General features: G+C 73.2%; 6 protein-coding genes, 1 tRNA gene and 1 pseudogene. 4 read left to right on the top strand and 4 right to left on the bottom strand.

Annotation, left to right across the window (positions count from 1 at the left end):
* The first annotated feature begins 46 nt into the window (after nucleotides 1–46).
* Both AC4BEG_RS31725 and AC4BEG_RS31720 read left to right on the top strand, forming a co-directional pair.
* A complete protein-coding gene (locus AC4BEG_RS31725) occupies nucleotides 47–11,353 on the top strand; it encodes a type I polyketide synthase (protein ID WP_490703099.1) in 11,307 nt (3,768 codons plus the stop codon).
* Nucleotides 11,354–11,383: 30 nt separating this feature from the next.
* Nucleotides 11,384–12,142 carry a thioesterase II family protein gene (locus tag AC4BEG_RS31720; protein WP_490703098.1) on the top strand — a complete coding sequence of 253 codons (759 nt, stop codon included), beginning with the start codon at nucleotides 11,384–11,386 and terminating at the stop codon, nucleotides 12,140–12,142.
* A gap of 81 nt (nucleotides 12,143–12,223) precedes the next feature.
* Here the strand turns inward: AC4BEG_RS31720 and AC4BEG_RS31715 are convergent.
* Both AC4BEG_RS31715 and AC4BEG_RS31710 read right to left on the bottom strand, forming a co-directional pair.
* Nucleotides 12,224–12,296 (bottom strand) — tRNA-Trp (locus AC4BEG_RS31715).
* Between the two features lie 64 nt (nucleotides 12,297–12,360).
* Nucleotides 12,361–13,656 carry a cytochrome P450 gene (locus AC4BEG_RS31710; RefSeq protein WP_490707269.1) on the bottom strand — a complete coding sequence of 432 codons (1,296 nt, stop codon included), beginning with the start codon at nucleotides 13,654–13,656 and terminating at the stop codon, nucleotides 12,361–12,363.
* Between the two features lie 476 nt (nucleotides 13,657–14,132).
* Between AC4BEG_RS31710 and AC4BEG_RS31705 the strand changes: the two are divergent.
* Both AC4BEG_RS31705 and AC4BEG_RS31700 read left to right on the top strand, forming a co-directional pair.
* Nucleotides 14,133–15,234 (top strand): annotated as a pseudogene (locus AC4BEG_RS31705) (3-hydroxyacyl-CoA dehydrogenase family protein).
* Entirely contained in the window at nucleotides 15,231–15,542 is a 312-nt protein-coding gene (locus AC4BEG_RS31700) for an acyl carrier protein (RefSeq protein WP_490703097.1), read from the top strand. The pseudogene AC4BEG_RS31705 and the gene AC4BEG_RS31700 overlap by 4 nt, the downstream one beginning before the upstream one ends.
* A gap of 113 nt (nucleotides 15,543–15,655) precedes the next feature.
* Here AC4BEG_RS31700 and AC4BEG_RS31695 read toward each other — a convergent pair whose 3' ends face one another.
* A complete protein-coding gene (locus AC4BEG_RS31695; protein WP_490703096.1) occupies nucleotides 15,656–16,795 on the bottom strand; it encodes an RNA polymerase sigma factor in 1,140 nt (379 codons plus the stop codon).
* Nucleotides 16,795–17,211 (bottom strand): YciI family protein, encoded by a 417-nt coding sequence (locus AC4BEG_RS31690; RefSeq protein ID WP_490703095.1) that lies wholly within the window; start codon nucleotides 17,209–17,211, stop codon nucleotides 16,795–16,797. Before AC4BEG_RS31690 ends, AC4BEG_RS31695 begins: the two co-directional genes overlap by 1 nt.
* Nucleotides 17,212–17,240 lie beyond the last annotated feature (29 nt).

Here is a 17,240-nt window from a genome sequence, read left to right as displayed (position 1 = left end):
CGCCCGGCCACCCCCACTTGCTTGACGTTCCCTGGAGTAAAACGGCATGGACAACGAGGACAAGCTCCGGTATTTCCTCAAGCGGGTCACCGCTGACCTGCGCGAGACACGTCGCCGGTTGCGCGAGGTCGAGGAGGGCGAGCAGGAGCCGATCGCGATCGTCGGCATGAGCTGCCGCTACCCCGGCGGTGTGCGCTCCCCTGAAGAACTGTGGGAGCTGGTCGCGAACGGCCGCGACGGCGTGACGGCGTTCCCCACCGACCGAGGATGGGGCGACGTCGAACTGTCCGACCCCGAGGACCCCGACCGGGTGTTCCGCACCGAGGGCGGGTTCCTCCACGACGCGGCCGAGTTCGACCCCGGCGTGTTCGGGATCTCGCCGCGTGAGGCGCTGGCGATGGACCCGCAGCAGCGGCTGCTGCTGGAAACCTCCTGGGAGGCGTTCGAGCGGGCCGGGATCGACGCGTCGTCGCTGCGCGGCAGCAGGACGGGCGTGTTCGCGGGTGTGATGTACCACGACTACACATCGCGGCTGCGGTCGGTGCCGGAGGGGCTGGACGGCTTCCTCGGCACCGGCAGCTTCGGCAGCGTCGCCTCCGGCCGCGTGTCGTACACGTTCGCCTTGGAGGGGCCCGCCGTCACGGTGGACACCGCCTGCTCGTCCTCCCTGGTGACGCTGCATCTGGCGGCCCAGGCGCTGCGGTCGGGCGAGTGTGCGCTCGCCCTCGCGGGCGGTGTCACCCTGATGGCGACCCCGCACACGTTCATCGGCTTCAGCAAGCAGCGCGGCCTCGCCACGGACGGTCGGTGCAAGTCGTTCTCCGAGAGCGCCGACGGCACCGGCTGGGGAGAGGGCGCCGGCATGCTGCTGCTGGAGCGACTGTCCGACGCCCGGCGCAACGGTCACCCCGTGCTGGCGGTCGTGCGCGGTTCGGCGGTGAACCAGGACGGGGCGTCGAACGGCCTCACCGCGCCCAACGGTCCGTCACAGCAGCGTGTGATCCGGCAGGCGCTGGACAGCGCCGGACTGACCGCGGCCCAGGTCGACGTGGTCGAGGCGCACGGCACCGGCACCACGCTCGGCGACCCGATCGAGGCGCAGGCGCTGCTGGCCACCTACGGCCAGGACCGCGGTGGTGAGCCGCTGTGGCTGGGGTCGGTGAAGTCCAACATCGGTCACACCCAGGCGGCCGCGGGTGTGGCGGGCGTGATCAAGATGGTGATGGCGATGCGGCACGGTGTGCTGCCGCCGACCCTGCACGTCGGCGAGCGCTCCCGGCACGTCGACTGGTCGGCGGGCGCCGTGGAACTGCTGACCGAGTCTCGGCCGTGGCCGGAGACGGGGCAGCCGCGCAGGACGGCGGTGTCGTCGTTCGGCATCAGCGGCACCAACGCGCACGTCGTCCTCGAGCAGGCCCCGGTCAAGGGCGCCGACGACGCCGAGGTCTCCGAGGACGCCGACGAGGAGCAGGGCGAGCCCGTCTCCCCCGTCCTGGCCGACGCGGTGCCGTGGGTGCTGTCCGGCAACGACCCCGCCGCGCTGCGCGAGCGCGCCGCCGCCCTGCTGTCGCACGTGGACGGTGCGGACGCTTCGGCGGTGGACGTCGGCTACTCGCTCGCCACGAGCAGGACCGCGCTGGAGCACCGGGCCGCCGTTGTCGGCGCGGACCGCGCGGAGTTGCTGCGCGGGCTGGAGGCCCTGGCCGCCGGTGGCGAGGCGCCGAACCTGGTGCGCGGCATGGTGGGTTCGCGCGGCAAACTCGCGTTCCTGTTCAGTGGACAGGGCAGTCAGCGCGTGGGCATGGGCCGCGAGCTGTACCGGGAGTTCCCCGTGTTCGCGCAGGCGCTGGACGAGGTCTGCGCCGGTCTGGACCCGCATCTGGACCGGCCGCTGCGGGACGTGCTCTTCTCCGAGCCCGGCACCGAGGCCGCCGACCTGCTCGACCTGACCACCTATACACAGCCCGCGCTGTTCGCGATCGAGGTGGCGTTGTTCCGCCTCGTCACGGCGTGGGGCCTCGCCCCGCAGTTCCTCGCGGGCCACTCCATCGGGGAGTTGGCGGCGGCGCATGTGTCGGGCGTGTTCTCCCTCGCCGACGCGTGCACGCTGGTCGCCGCCCGCGGCAGGCTGATGGGAGCGCTGCCCGAGGGCGGAGCGATGCTGTCGCTGCGCGCGGACGAGGACACCGTCCGCGGCCTGGTCGCCGAGCACGGCGGCGCGGTGGATGTCGCGGCGGTCAACGGCCCCGAGTCCACCGTGATCGCGGGCGACGCCGACGCGGTGGCCGCTATCGACAGCGCGTGGCGGCAGCGCGGCGGGAAGACCCGGTATCTGCGGGTCAGCCACGCGTTCCACTCGCCGCACGTGGACGCCGTGCTGGCGGACTTCCGCGCTGTCGCCCGGACCGTGGCCTACGGGACGCCGGTGATCCCGATCGTGTCCACCCTGACCGGTGCCGTGCTGACCCCGGAGCAAGCGCGCGACCCGGAGCACTGGGTGCGCCATGTCCGCGAGGCGGTGCGGTTCCTCGACGGTGTGCGGTGCCTGCGCGAGCGGGGCGTCACCACCTTCCTGGAGCTGGGCCCCGACGCGGTGCTGACCGCGATGGGCCGCGACTGCGTCGACGAGGGCCCGCTGCTGGTGGCCGGGGCGCGGGCGAACCGGCCCGAGGGCGCCACGCTCACCTCGGCGGTGATGGCCCTGCACGTGCGGGGCGTCGCGCTCGACTGGCAGGCGGTGTTCGCGGGACGCGACGCCGGGCGGATCGACCTGCCCACCTACCCGTTCCAGCGCACCAGGTTCTGGCTGGACGCGGGCGAGCAGGTGTGGGACGTGGCCTCAGTGGGTCTGCGGCCCGCCGACCACCCGCTGCTGGGCGCCGCGGTCACCCTGGCCGACGAGGAGGGCGCGCTGCTCACCGGCAGGCTCTCCTTGGCCACCCACCCGTGGCTGGCCGATCACACCGTCGGGGGCGTGGTGCTCGTGCCGGGCACCGCCCTCGTGGAACTGGCGATCAGGGCCGGCGACCAGGTCGGACTCGACCAGGTCGAGGAGTTGACGCTGGCGGCGCCACTGGTCCTGCCGGAGGACGGCGCGGTGCGGCTCCAGGTGTCCGTCGGCGCGCCGGACGAGTCCGGGCGCCGCGCACTGAGCGCCTACGCGCGGCCCGACGACGCGCCCGACGACCAGCCGTGGACGCGGCACGCCTTCGGCACGCTCGCGGCGGGTGCGGAGGTCCCGGCCGCCGATGGGGAGGTCTGGCCGCCCGTGGGGGCCGAGCGGATCGACACCGAGGGCCGTTACGACGACCTCGCCGCGTCGGGACTGGGCTACGGGCCCGCGTTCCGCGGTCTGCGCACGGCGTGGCGGCGGGGCGACGAGGTGTTCGTCGAGGTGGAGCTGCCCGACCGGGACACCGCGGGCTCCTTCGGGCTGCACCCCGCGCTGCTCGACTCCGCGCTGCACGCCATCGGGCTCGGCGGGTTCGTCGCCGACGCGGAGCGGCTGCATCTGCCGTACTCCTGGCGTGGGGTGCGGCTGCACAGCGGTGGCGCGTCCACGCTGCGGGGGCGGCTGTCCCCGGCGGGCGCCTCGGGCGTCGCGATCGCCCTGACCGACGGCACGGGCGCCCCCGTCGCCTCGGTCGAGGCACTGTCGCTGCGGCCCCTGACGGCGGACGGGCTGGGCGGCGACCGGCTGGACTCACTGTTCCGGGTCGACTGGGCGCGGGTGCGGCCCGCAGCCCCGGCCCCGGCCCGCTGGGTCGTCCTGGGGGACGGGCTCGGTCAGGCGGACACCGCCGAGCCGGTCCGCGCGTACGCGGACCTGGCCGCGCTGGGGGAGGACGAGGTGCCGGACCTCGTGTTCGCCCCCGTACCCGCGGCCGCGGGCCCCGCGGAGGCCGCATACTGGGCGCTGGCGCTGGCGCGGACGTGGCTCGCCGACGATCGGTTCGGCGCGGCGCAGTTGGTGTTCGTCACCACCGGCGCGGTGGCGACGGGCCCCGACGAGGACGTTTCCGACCTGGCCAACGCGCCGGTGTGGGGCCTCGTGCGCGCGGCACAGGCCGAACACCCCGGCCGGTTCGTACTCGTCGACGTCGACCGGGCGGCGGCCGCGGTCCACGCGCTGCCGGGCGCCGTCGCGACCGGTGAGCCCCAACTTGCCCTGCGGTCCGGTGAACTGCTGGCGCCGCGTCTGGTGCGGGCCCGTCCCGCGGAGGCGGAGGGGCCGGGCTTCGGTGCCGGTCCGGTGCTGGTGACCGGTGCCAGCGGCATGCTCGGCGGGCTGGTGGCACGCCACCTGGTGGTACGGCACGGGGTGCGGCGACTGGTTCTGGCGAGCCGCCGCGGCCACGTCGGCGCACTGCACGAGGAGCTGACCGGCCTGGGCGCCGAGGTCACCACGGTGGCCTGTGATGTGGCGGACCGCGACGCGGTGGCGGCCCTGCTGGCCGAGCACCCCGTAACGGCCGTTGTGCACGTGGCGGGTGTGCTGGACGACGGTGTGATCGGCTCGCTGACACCGGAGCGGATCGACACCGTGTTCCGGCCCAAGGTCGACGCCGCCTGGAATCTGCACGAACTGACCCGCGAGCTGGACCTGTCGGCGTTCGTACTGTTCTCCTCCGCCGCGGGCACATTCGGCAACCCCGGTCAGGGCAACTACTCGGCGGCCAACGCCTTCCTCGACGCGCTGGCCCAACACCGGCACGTACAGGGCCTGCCCGCGACATCGCTGGCGTGGGGCCTGTGGGCGGACACCAGCGGCATGACCGGAGAGCTGGCCGAGACCGACCGCGGCCGTCTGGACCGGGCCGGTGTCGCCGCGCTGTCCGCCGAGGAGGGGCTGCGGCTGTTCGACGTCGCCATCGCGCTGCCGTCGGCCGTGGCCGTGCCCATACGGCTGGACCTGGCGCCGCTGCGGGCGCGCCCCGAGGCCGTCCCCGCGCTGCTGCGCGCGCTGGTGCGCACCGCGCGCCCCGAGGCCGCCAAGGACGACGGGAGCCTGGCGGCGCGGATCTCGGCGCTGCCAAAGGACGAGCGCCTCCCGGTGCTGCTCGACCTCGTGCGCACGTCCGTCGCCGCCGTGCTCGGTCACGCGTCCGCCGCCGAGGTGGAGCCGGAGCGGGCGTTCGGCGAACTCGGCTTTGACTCGCTCACGGCGGTCGAGCTGCGCAACCGGCTCGACGCGGCCACCGGGCTGCGCCTGCCCGCGACGCTGGTCTTCGACTACCCCACGCCCCTGGCGCTCGCGGGCCACCTGCACTCCGCGCTGCTGGGCGGCGACGAGGCAGGGACGGCGGCCACCCGCACGGCCGTCTCCGAGGACGAGCCGATCGCGATCGTCGGCATGAGCTGCCGCTATCCCGGCGGTGTGCGCTCCCCAGAGGAGCTGTGGGAGCTGGTCGCGAACGGCCGTGACGCGATATCCGACTTCCCGGACGACCGGGGCTGGGATGTGGAGTCGCTCTACAGCCCGGACCCCGAGGACACCGGCACCACCAGTGTCCGGTCGGGTGGTTTCCTCTACGACGCCGCTGAGTTCGACCCGGTGTTCTTCGGCATGTCGCCGCGCGAGGCGCTGGCGGTCGACCCGCAGCAGCGGTTGCTGCTGGAGACATCGTGGGAGGCGTTGGAGCGGGCCGGTATGGACCCGAAGGCGTTGCGGGGCAGTGCGACCGGTGTGTTCGCGGGCGTGATGTACAACGACTACGCCTCCCGGCTCCGGCGTGCTCCGGAAGGTTTCGAGGGCCAGCTCGGGATCGGCAGCTCGGCCAGCGTCGCTTCCGGCCGGGTGTCCTACGTGTTCGGTCTTGAAGGCCCCGCGATGACGGTGGACACGGCGTGCTCGTCGTCGCTGGTGGCGATGCACCTCGCGGCTCAGGCGCTGCGCTCGGGTGAGTGCTCGCTCGCGCTCGCGGGCGGTGTGACGGTGATGTCCAGTCCCGCGACCTTCGTGGAGTTCAGCAGGCAGCGGGGGCTGGCCCCGGACGGCCGCTGCAAGGCGTTCGCCGAGAGCGCCGACGGCACCGGCTGGGGCGAGGGCGTCGGCATGCTGGTGCTGGAGCGGCTGTCGGACGCGCAGCGCAACGGCCACCAGGTGCTGGCGGTCGTACGGGGTTCCGCGGTCAACCAGGACGGTGCGTCGAATGGCCTGACGGCGCCGAACGGTCCCTCGCAGCAGCGGGTGATCCGGCAGGCGTTGGCGAACGCGGGTCTGGCTCCGTCCGATGTGGACGCGGTCGAGGCACACGGCACCGGCACCACGCTCGGCGACCCGATCGAGGCGCAGGCGCTGCTGGCCACCTACGGCCAGGACCGCACCGGTGAGCCGCTGTGGCTCGGTGCGCTGAAGTCGAACGTCGGCCACACCCAGGCCGCGGCCGGTGTCGGCGGCGTGATCAAGATGGTGATGGCGATGCGGCACGGTGTGCTGCCGAAGAGCCTGCACGTGGATGAGCCGTCGTCGCATGTGGACTGGTCCGCGGGCGCGGTTGACGTACTGGCGGAGGCCCGGCCGTGGCCGGAGGTGGGCCGCCCGCGCCGGGCGGGAGTGTCGTCGTTCGGTGTGAGCGGCACAAACGCCCATGTCGTACTGGAGCAGGCGGCTGACGAGGCACCGGTCGTTCCGTCGTCGGTGTCCGGGCCGGCCCCGTTGGTTCTGTCGGCGCGTTCGGAGGGCGCGCTGCGTGCTCAGGCCGCCCAACTCGCCGTTGCCGCTGAGGGTTTGGCGCCGGGGGATGTGGCGGACGCTCTGTTGTCGCGGTCGGTGTTCGAGCACCGGGCTGTGGTGGTGGCGGGTGGCACGGACGCGTTGGCCGCGGTGGCCCGGGGGACCGAGTCGGCCCGCGTGGCGGTCGGGGTCGCGCGGCCCGTCGGGAAGGTGGCGTTTGTCTTCCCCGGTCAGGGTTCGCAGTGGCTGGGCATGGGGGCCGCGCTGGCCGAGTCGTCGCCGGTGTTCCGCGCCTCGCTCGATGCCTGCGCCGATGCGCTCGCTCCTTATGTGGACTGGTCGTTGTGGGATGTGCTCGGCGATCCTGCCGCGTTGGAGCGGGTGGATGTGGTGCAGCCGGCGCTGTTCGCGGTGATGGTGTCGTTGGCCGCGCTGTGGCGCTCCTACGGTGTCGAGCCGGATGCGGTGGTGGGGCACAGCCAGGGTGAGATCGCCGCCGCGCGCGTCGCGGGCGCGCTGTCGCTGGACGATGCGGCCAAGGTCGTCGCGTTGCGCAGCAGGGCGTTGTTGGAGCTGTCGGGTCAGGGTGGCATGGTGTCGCTCGCGGCGACGGTCGAGGACGCGGGTGAGCGGATCGCGCGGTGGGGCGGGCGGATCTCGGTCGCCGCCGTCAACGGCCCCGGCTCGGTGGTGGTGGCGGGTGACGCCGACGCACTCGACGAGCTGGTCGAGTCCTGCGCCGCCGACGATGTGCGGGCCCGCCGGGTCCCCGTCGACTACGCCTCCCACTCGCCGCATGTCGAGCTCATCCAGGAGGCGTTGGCGAGTGCGCTGGCCGGAGTGGAGGCCAGGGCCGCTGAGGTGCCGATGCTCTCCACCGTCACCGGGGAGTGGCTGACCGGCACCGAGGTGGGTGCGGACTACTGGTACCGGAACCTGCGGGAGACGGTGCGGTTCGAGGACGCCACGCGCGGTCTGCTGGACCGGGGTGTCGGTGTGTTCATCGAGTGCAGCCCGCATCCCGTGCTGGCCTTCGGGGTGCGTGAGACTCTGGACGCGACCGGTGGTGACGCCGTGGTCGTCGATACGCTGCGACGGGACGACGGCGACCTCGACCGGTTCCTGCTCTCCGCCGCCGAGGGGTACGTGGCGGGGCTGCCGTTCGACTGGCGTACTGTGGTGCCTGCCGGGCGGCGGGTGGACCTGCCGACCTACCCCTTCCAGCGCAAGCGCTACTGGCTGGACGCTCCCCGTGACCTGAGCATCGGCGAAGCGGCCGGTGGTCTCGGCCTGGCAGGCGCGGACCACCCGCTGCTCGGCGCCGCCGTGGACCTCGCCGACGAGCAGGGCCTCGTGTGCACCGGCAGGCTGGGCACGGACACCCACCCGTGGCTCGCCGACCACGCCGTCGCACAGGTGACCCTCCTGCCCGGCACGGCTTTCGCGGAACTCGCGCTCGCCGCGGGCGGCAGGCTCGGCCTGGACGAGGTGGAAGAACTGGCGCTGGCCGCACCGTTGGTGCTGCCCGAACGCGGCGGGGTGCGACTGCGGGTGACGGTCGGCGGCGACGACGGCTCCGGCCGCCGCACGCTGAGCATCGACTCCTGCCCGGACGCCCGGGTCGCCGACCCCGAGTGGACCCGGCATGCCACCGGCTTCCTCACCACCGGAGCGCCCACCCAGCCGGCCGCGGTCACGCAGTGGCCGCCCGCCGGAGCCGAGCCCGTCGACATCGATGGCCTCTACGACGGTCTCGAGGAGGCCGGGTTCGGGTACGGGCCCGCCTTCCAGGGCCTGCGGGCGGCATGGCGCGGCGACGGCGCCGTGTACGCCGAGATCGAGCTGGACGAGGACCAGCACCGGGACGCCGCGTCGTTCGGGCTCCATCCGGCGCTGCTCGACGCCGCGCTGCACGCGTGCATGCTCGGCGGCCTCGTCGAAGACGCCGGTCGCCCCCGGCTGCCGTTCTCCTGGAGCGGCGTCCGGTGGCACGCGACCGGTGCCACCACGGCGCGGGTCCGGCTCACGTCGGCCGGACCCGACGCCGTGACCCTGGAACTGGCCGACGCACAGGGGCATCCCCTGGCGACGGTCGCATCCCTCGTACTGCGGCCGATCGCCGCGGACCAGTGGGGTGCGCGCCACCGCGAATCACTGTTCCGGCTGGAGTGGGTGGCCGCACCAACCCGTGCGGCCACCCCCGCTCCTGCCCGCGGTTGCGCTGTTGTCGGCCCGGACGGCCTGAAGGCCGGTGCGGGGCTCGCCGCCTGCGGCATCACCGTCGAGGAGCACCGCGACCTCGCGGCCCTCGCCGAGGCCGGGGTGCCGGAGCTGGTCGTCGTCCCGTGCGCCGAGGACGACTCGGAACCGGTCTCCGCCGCCCGCACCGCCGCGCTCCGCGCGCTGCGGCTCGCTCAGGAGTGGCTGGCCGACGACCGGTTCCTCGACTCCCGCCTCGTCTTCGTGACCCGCGGGGCCGTCGCGACCGGGCCGGACGAGGATGTGCCGGACATCGCCAACGCGGCGGTGTGGGGCCTGATCCGGTCGGCGCAGTCCGAGAACCCCGACCGGTTCGCGCTGGTCGATGTGGACGCCCACGACGCGTCCTGGGCGGCGCTGCCCGCCGTTCTCACCGGTTCCGAGCCGCAGTTGGCGGTGCGCGCCGGTGACCCGCTGGTGCCACGTATCGCACGATCCGGACCGGCCACGGCGGAGTCCCCGATCACGTTCACACCCGGCGGCACCGTCCTCGTCACCGGAGCCACCGGCATGATCGGCGGCCTTGTCACCCGGCATCTCGTGACCGACCACGGCGTCCGGCACCTGGTGCTGGCCAGCCGCAGCGGCGCCGCCGCGCCCGGAGCCGACGACCTGCGCGCCGAACTCGCCGATCTCGGCGCCCACGTCACGCTCGCCGCCTGCGACGTCACCGACCCCGCCGCGCTGGCGGAACTGCTGGCCGCGGTGGACTCGAACCACCCGCTGACCGGTGTGGTGCACTCGGCGGGTGTGCTGGACGACGGTGTGATCGGCTCGCTGACACCTGAGCGGATCGACAGGGTGTTCCGGCCGAAGGTCGACGCGGCGTGGCATCTGCACGAGCTGACCCGCGACCTGGACCTGTCGGCGTTCGTGCTGTTCTCCTCGGTGGCGGGCACGCTCGGCGCGCCCGGCCAGGGCAACTACGCGGCGGCCAACGCGTTCCTCGACGCGCTCGCCCAGCACCGCACGTCGGCCGGTCTGCCCGCGACGTCGCTGGCGTGGGGGCTGTGGGAGACGGCCAGCGCGATGACCGGCGGCATGGTCGGACACGACGTGGAGCGGATGTCCCGCACCGGTGTCGCCGGCTTGACCGAGGAGCAGGGCCTCGCGCTGTTCGACCTCGGATGCGCGGCGGGTGACGCGGTGGTGGTGCCGATGCGGCTCGACGTCGGTGCCCTGCGCGGCGAACCCGACCAGGTGCCCGCGCTGCTGCGCGGCCTGGTGCGCCCGCGGGCCACCAGGGCGGCCGACGCGAGCGAGGAGCGGTTGGCGCAGCGGCTGGCCGGGCTGACGGAGGTAGAGCAGGAGCGGGAGTTGCTGCGGCTCGTCCGTGACCAGACAGCGGCCGTGCTCGGCTTCTCGCCGGACGAGCTCGATGTCTCCGGCGCCCTGACCCAGCTCGGGCTGGACTCCTTGACCGCGCTGCAACTGCGCAACCGGCTCGCGGGCGCGACCGGGCTGCGCCTGCCCACCACCGTCGTGTTCGACCAGCCGACCGGTCCGGCGCTCGCCGGGTATCTGCGGCGCGAACTCGCCTCGGGGGCCGGGGATGCGTCTGCCGCGCCCGCCGCCTTGGCGGTCGAGGACACCCTCACCGGTCTGTACCGGCAGGCCTGCGAACTCGGGCTGTACGAGGAGGGGTGGCAGATGGTGAACGCGGCTTCGCTGCTGCGGCCGGTGTTCGGGGAACCGGAGGAGGTGGCCGCACTGCCGTCGATCACGCTGGCGACCGGGGCGGGAACCCCGCTGCTGTGCTTCCCGCCGACGATGGCGCCCTCCGGCCCGCACTACTTCGGCCGGTTCGCCCCCGTGTTCGCGGGCGAGCGGGACGTGACCGTGCTGCCCAACCCCGGTTTCGCGGCGGGGGAAGCGCTGCCCGCGACCAGGGAGGCGGTCGTCCGCTTCCAGGCCGGGGCCGTCCGGAGGGCGGCGGGCGACCAGCCGTTCGTGCTCCTCGGCTACTCCTCAGGCGGGTGGATGGCCAACGCGGTCGCCGCGCTGCTCGAACGGCAGGGCAGGGCACCGGCGGCCGTGGTGCTGGTGGACACCTACACCGCGACCACCTCGTTCGAGGGCCGGCTGGAGGCGGCGCTGAGGAAGCGCGCGTCCACCAGCGAGGCGTTCGAGCTGCTGACCGGTGCGCAGCTGACCGGGCAGGGTGGCTATCTGCGCGTGTTCGGCGACTGGGAGCCCGAGCCGATCGAGGCGCCGACGCTGTATGTGCACGCCACCTTCCCGCCGGGGGAGTCGGCGGCCCTGGAGACCGAGGACGCCTGGCAGCCCGAGTGGCCGCACCCGCACGAGGACGCCGACGTCCCCGGCGACCACTTCACGATCCTGGAAGACCACTCGGAGTCGACGGCGCTCGCCGTACGGGCCTGGCTGAGCGACGGCCGAGGCAACAACCCCCTCTGAGCACAACAACAACCAGAATGGACAATGAACATGGCAGTTGCCGACGCCAGTGACCTCTGGCTCCGCCGGTTCCACCCCACACCGAACGCCCCGGTCCGGCTGGTGTGCTTCCCGCACGCGGGCGGATCGGCGAGCTTCTACTTCCCCGTCTCGGGCGCGCTGGAGAACGACTGCGACGTGGCGACCCTCCAGTACCCCGGCCGCCAGGACCGGCGGACCGAACCGAACCTGGACGACATCGGTGTGCTGGCCGACCGGATCGCTCCCGTGGTGGCGCCGTTATTCGACCGGCCCGTGGTGTTCTTCGGGCACAGCATGGGCGCGATCCTCGCGTTCGAGGTCACCCGCAGGCTCCAGCGTCGTGGCCACACGCCCGCGATGCTGTTCGCCTCCGGCAGGCGCGCACCGTCCACGCACCGCTTGGAGAACGTCCACCAGCGGGACGACGACGGGATCGTGGCCGAGCTGAAGTCCATGAGCGGCACCGACGCCCAGGTGCTCGGTGACGAGGAACTGCTGCGGATGGTGCTGCCGGCCATCCGCAGCGACTACCGCGCCATCGAGACATACAGTCCCGTGGACGCCACCATCGACTGCCCGGTCACGGCCCTGGTGGGCGACAACGACCCGAAGACGACGGTCCCGGAAGCCGACGCGTGGCGTGCCCACACGACCGCCGCGTTCGACATCCAGGTGTTCCGCGGCGGCCACTTCTACCTCAGCCCGCGCGCGGCTGAGGTGATCGCGGTGATCCGTGAGGCGCTGCGCGGCGCCACGGCCGTCCGATAGGTACGGGTGAACGGGGGCCGGACGAGGAGATCGTCCGGCCCCCGTTTCGCCGTGTGCGATCGGTTCAGGCCGCTCGATCGGCAGGGGTGACAGGAGTCGAACCTGCGGCATCCGGTTTTGGAGACCGGCGCTCTGGCCTCTGAGCTACACCCCTTCGAGTGGCCTCAGCATGACACGCGCTCCGCTCCGATCACCACCGGGTTTCGATGTCTCGGGTGCTATGAGCACTCCGGAACGGGCGTGATGGAGGCGGGTGTCGGACCGTCCGGGCGGACGGTGATCCCGAAGTAGGCGGAGGTCGGGAGGGTGTGGAAGGAAGGAGTGAAGGCGGGCAGCAGATGTTCCAGGAGCACGGTCGTCTCGCGCATGGCGAACTGCGCGCCCAGGCAGGCACGGGCGCCGAGGCCGAAGGGGATGTACGCGCCGTGCCGGGAGGAGCGGCGGTCCTCGTCCCGCGCGATGAACCGCTCGGGGTCGAACCGCTCGGGCTCGGGCCACAGCGACGGGTCGCGGTGGGTGAGGTACGGGCATACGAAGATGTCGGTTCCGGCCTCAATGCGATAGTCGGCCAGGGTGTCGTCCTCGATGGCGTGACGGGGAGTCAGCCATACCGGCGGATAGAGCCGCAAGGTCTCCGAGGCGAGAGCCCGGATGGCCGTCGCGCGCTCGGGCGAGCCCGGGGCTCCCGCGTCCAGGGCCCACTGGCGGGCTTCGGGATGGCGGTCGAGCAGCAGATACAGCCAGGTCAACGTTGTTGCGGTGGTCTCGTGACCGGCGGCGAGCAGGGTGACCAGTTCGTCGCGGATCAGCTGGTCGGTGTATTCGGGCCGGGTCTCTCCGGCGTCCACCAGGACGCGCAGCAGGCCGGGGCCCTCCGGTCCCGCCTCTCCTCGATGGGCGGCGGCGATCGCGTATGCGGCCACGGCGTCGATCCTGGCGAGGTCCGCTGCCACGGCGGCACGCAGCTCGGCCGCGTCGGCCGACGCGGAGGGGGTGGCCGGAAGCGCGGCCCCCACCGCCTCGACGGACGCGAGTTCGCGGTTCGTGGTCTCGTCGAGGGGGTGGCCGGTGAGGGAGCGCCAGATGGTGTCCAGTGCGAAGAAGCGCATGTCCTCGCCGACGTCGGTCGGCGTGCCCGTACGGGCGCACTGTGCCCAGTGGTCGGCGGCGCGGCGCGCGGCACCGACGATCCGCTGCTCGTAGCGAGCGATCCCCGCTCCGGTGAACTCGGCCTGGAGCAGGCGGCGCTGTCGCTTCCACGGTTCGCCGGTGGCCGCGAGCACCCCGTCTCCGACCAGCACGCGGGCCCGATGCGAGCGCTTGACGTAGCGGTCCGGACGCAGGGCCAGGACGTGCTGAGCCGCGCCCGGGTCGGTGACCAGCACCGTGGGGCGCGTGCCGAGACGCACCGCGGCGACCCCGCCGAGCTCACGCGCCTGGGCCAGCAGGTCGATCACCACCCCCGAGGAGGAGCGCCACCGCTTGACGGCCGCCGGGTCGAGCTCCGGTGGCAGGGGCGCGGCACCGGGCCCGGGTGACGGGACGGGGGCGCCTTGCGGGGCTGTGGTGGCCACTGTGCTCTCCTGCTCGATGACTGCGTGCGCGGACACGGGGGACGACGAAGGGCGGACCCGGTCGATGACTTCCCACCCGGTCTCCCCCCGGCAAGCTACCCGACTGCCGGAAGGGTGCCGCTGCGCAACGCAGTTGAGCAACGAAAGCGTACCGGCGCCGCAGCGCGCGTTCCCTCGTCAGTGACCCCCATCGTCAGGCTGTGGCCTCCCGCCCATCACCGCCTCCGGAAGCGGTAGTTCGGTCAGGTGCAGTCAGCGGCGGGCGATGCGCCACTGGCCGTCCTCCTTGCGGAGCAGGTCGGCGTAGCCGCCGGTGCGGCGGAGTTCGGGGGGGCGACGGAGCCGGGGCGGCGGTACTCGGGGGTGGTCATGGGCGGGTTGTCCTCCGGTCGTCGGGGCTGGTGGCTGGGTCTGGTATGCGTACGGGGCAGGCGGCGGGGATTGCCGCCCGGGTGGCGAGCCAGCGGTGCACCTGCGCGGCGGTGCGGTCCGCGTACTCGCCGATCATCGTGCAGTGGTCCCCCGGCACCTCGGCGGTGTCGTGGGCGTTCGGCCGCCACACTGGAGTCGGCGTGACCGGGGTCGCGCCGGAACTCCCTCCGGACGCCTCGGAGTTCCCCGAGGCGTCCCCCGAGGAGTCCCCCGAGGCGTCCCCCGGCTGGCTCGGCCACCGCCTGGTCATCCTCGGCGCCGGTGTGATGGGTACCGGGATCGCCGCTCTGGCCCTGGGCCATGGTGTGCGCACCGTGCTGGTGGATGTGGATCCGGTGGCGCTCGGGCAGGCGGAGGGGCGTGTGTCGGCGCAACTCCGGCATGCCCAGCTGATGGAGGCGCTGCCCGAGGGCCGCCCGGTGGGCGAGTTGGTGACGGGCGGTTCCGTGCGGGACGCGGTCGAGGCCGCTGATGCCACCGTCGTCATCGAGGCGGTCACCGAGTCGCCCGAGGCGAAGTCCGCAGCGCTGACGGAGGCCGCTGCGGCCGTCCGGATACACCGCTGGTGTCCAACACCTCCGGTATCCCGATCGACGAGCTGGCGTCCTGTGTGCCTCGGCCGGAGGATCTGGTCGGCACGCATTTCATGAATCCGCCCTACCTGATCAGGATGGCCGAGGTGATCCGCGGCCCCCGCACCGGCGAGGCCACGCTGGAGCGCGTCGACTCGCTGCTGGCGGCGCTGGAGCGGCAGCCCGTCGTCGTACGGGACGCGCCCGGCTTCGTCACCAGCCGCCTGCTGCATCCGATGATCAACGCGGCGGCCGACATCGTCGGTCGCGGTACCGCCACGCCCGAAGCGGTGGACACGTTGGTGCAGGGCGTCTGGGGCACCCGACGGGGCCGCTGCGTACGGCGGATCTGATCGGGATCGACAACCTCGTCGACTCGCTCAACTCCCTCTACCAGCGAACCGGCGACGAGAGCTGCCGACCGTGCGAACCGCTGCTGGAGAAGGTGCGCGCCGGTGAACTTGGCCGGAAGAGCGGCCGGGGCTTCTACCTCTACGGAAAGGCACTGTCGTGAGTACCGACCAGACCGCCGGCCCTTCCGCGCCGCTGAGCGCGGAGACGCTGGAGGCGGCTCTGCTGGACCACCTGGAAGAGCGGACGAACAGTCGCCCTGCCCCCGATCAGGACCTTTTCGGCTCCGGGCTGGTGTCGTCCATGTTCGCCATGCAGCTCATCGTCCATCTGGAGAAGGAGTACGGGATCCGGATCGTCGGAAAGGACCTGCGGCTGGACAACTTCCGTACCGCGCGGACGATGTCAGCCCTGGTCCTGCGGCTGCGCGCGGAAATGGCGGCCGGGGGCGGGGGCACCGGGCATGCCTGATCCACAGGCCGGTCGGCGACGCCCGCCCTTCACGCAGGATGTCGTCGTCGAGCGACGTTCGATGGGCCCGCGGCCGCAACGCCGCGGGAAGATCCGAGCGCGCCCCGTCAGCGTCACCGGCGGGCGTTGAGCCGGGCGGCCTGGCGCGTCAGGTAGTCGCGCTCGGCGAGGTTGGGTGCGTTGTGGGCCGCCTCGGCATACAACCGTGCCGCCGTCGCCAGGTCGCCGTCGCGCTCGTGGAGGTACGCCGCCACCGCGGCGTGGCGGGGCACTGAGGAGTCCAGCGCCGCGAGCGCCGCCAGCCCGGCGCGCGGTCCGTCGGCCTCGCCGACGGCCACCGCGCGGTTGAGCCGGACGACCGGGCTGTCGGTCAGGCGCACGAGCTCGTCGTACCACTCGACGATCTGCACCCAGTCGGTCTCCTCGGCGGTGGGGGCGTCGGCGTGGAGCGCCGCGATGGCGGCCTGGGCCTGGAACTCGCCCAGCCGGTCGCGGGCGAGGGCCGCCTGAAGGATCTCGATGCCCTCGGCGATCGACGTCGTGTCCCACCGGCCGCGGTCCTGCTCGGCGAGCGGTACCAGGCTGCCGTCGGGTGCGGTCCGGGTGGCGCGCCGGGCGTGGTGGAGCAGCATGAGGGCGAGCAGTCCCGCCACCTCGGGGTGGTCGATCGCGGCGGCGAGCTGCCGGGTGAGCCGGATGGCCTCGGCGGCGAGGTCGACGTCGCCGGAGTACCCCTCGTTGAAGACCAGGTAGAGGACGCGCAGCACGGTGGCGACGTCGCCGGCCTGGTCGAATCGCACGTCGGAGACGGTGCGCTTGGCACGGCTGATGCGCTGCGCCATGGTCGCCTCGGGCACCAGATACGCCTGGGCGATCTGACGGGTGGTGAGTCCGCCGACGGCGCGCAGGGTGAGCGCGACCGCGGACGACGGCGTCAGCGACGGGTGGGCGCACAGGAAGTAGAGCTGGAGCGTGTCGTCCACCGCGGGAGCGGGCCCGGGCGGCGGCTCCTCGTCGAGGAGGTCCTCACGCCGGCGGCGGGCGGCGTCCGCCCGGGTCGCGTCGAGGAACCGGCGCCAGGCCACGGTGATCAGCCAGCCCTTCGGATCCCGCGGCGGATCGGCGGGCCAGACGCGGACCGCCTCGACCAGCGCGTCCTGCACGGCGTCCTCGGCCGCCGCGAAGTCGGCTCCGCGGCGGACGAGGATGGCGAGCACGCTCGGCGTGAGGCTCCGGAGCAGGGCCTCGTTCATCAATGAGGGCACTCCGTGGTGGTGGGCGACGCGACCAGGAACGGGCGGACCTCGAGCCACTCGTGGATCGGCTCCCCGCCCGCCCCGGGGGCGGCCGACAGTTCCCCGGCCAGCTCGATGGCGCGCTCGTAGCTGTCGACGTCGATCACCATCCAGCCGGCGATGAGGTCCTTGGTCTCGGCGAACGGACCGTCGGTGACCGGCGGGCGCCCCTCACCGTCGTACCGGACCCACATCCCCTCGGGGGCGAGCGCCTGACCGTCGACGAACTCGCCCGTGGTCTCCAGCCGGGCCGCGAAGTCGTGCATGTACTGCACGTGCGCCGAGATCTCCTCCGGCGTCCACTGATCCATGGGCACATCGTTCACCGCGGCCGGGGCTCCGCGGTAGTGCTTCAGCAGCAAGTACTTGGCCATCGTGTTTCTCCTCGGTATGGGTGCGACCC

Source organism: Streptomyces sp. JLBJ103 (assembly GCF_058215575.1).
The sequence above is the reverse complement of the archived record's forward strand: the minus strand, read 5'-3'. Positions and strand labels throughout refer to the sequence as shown.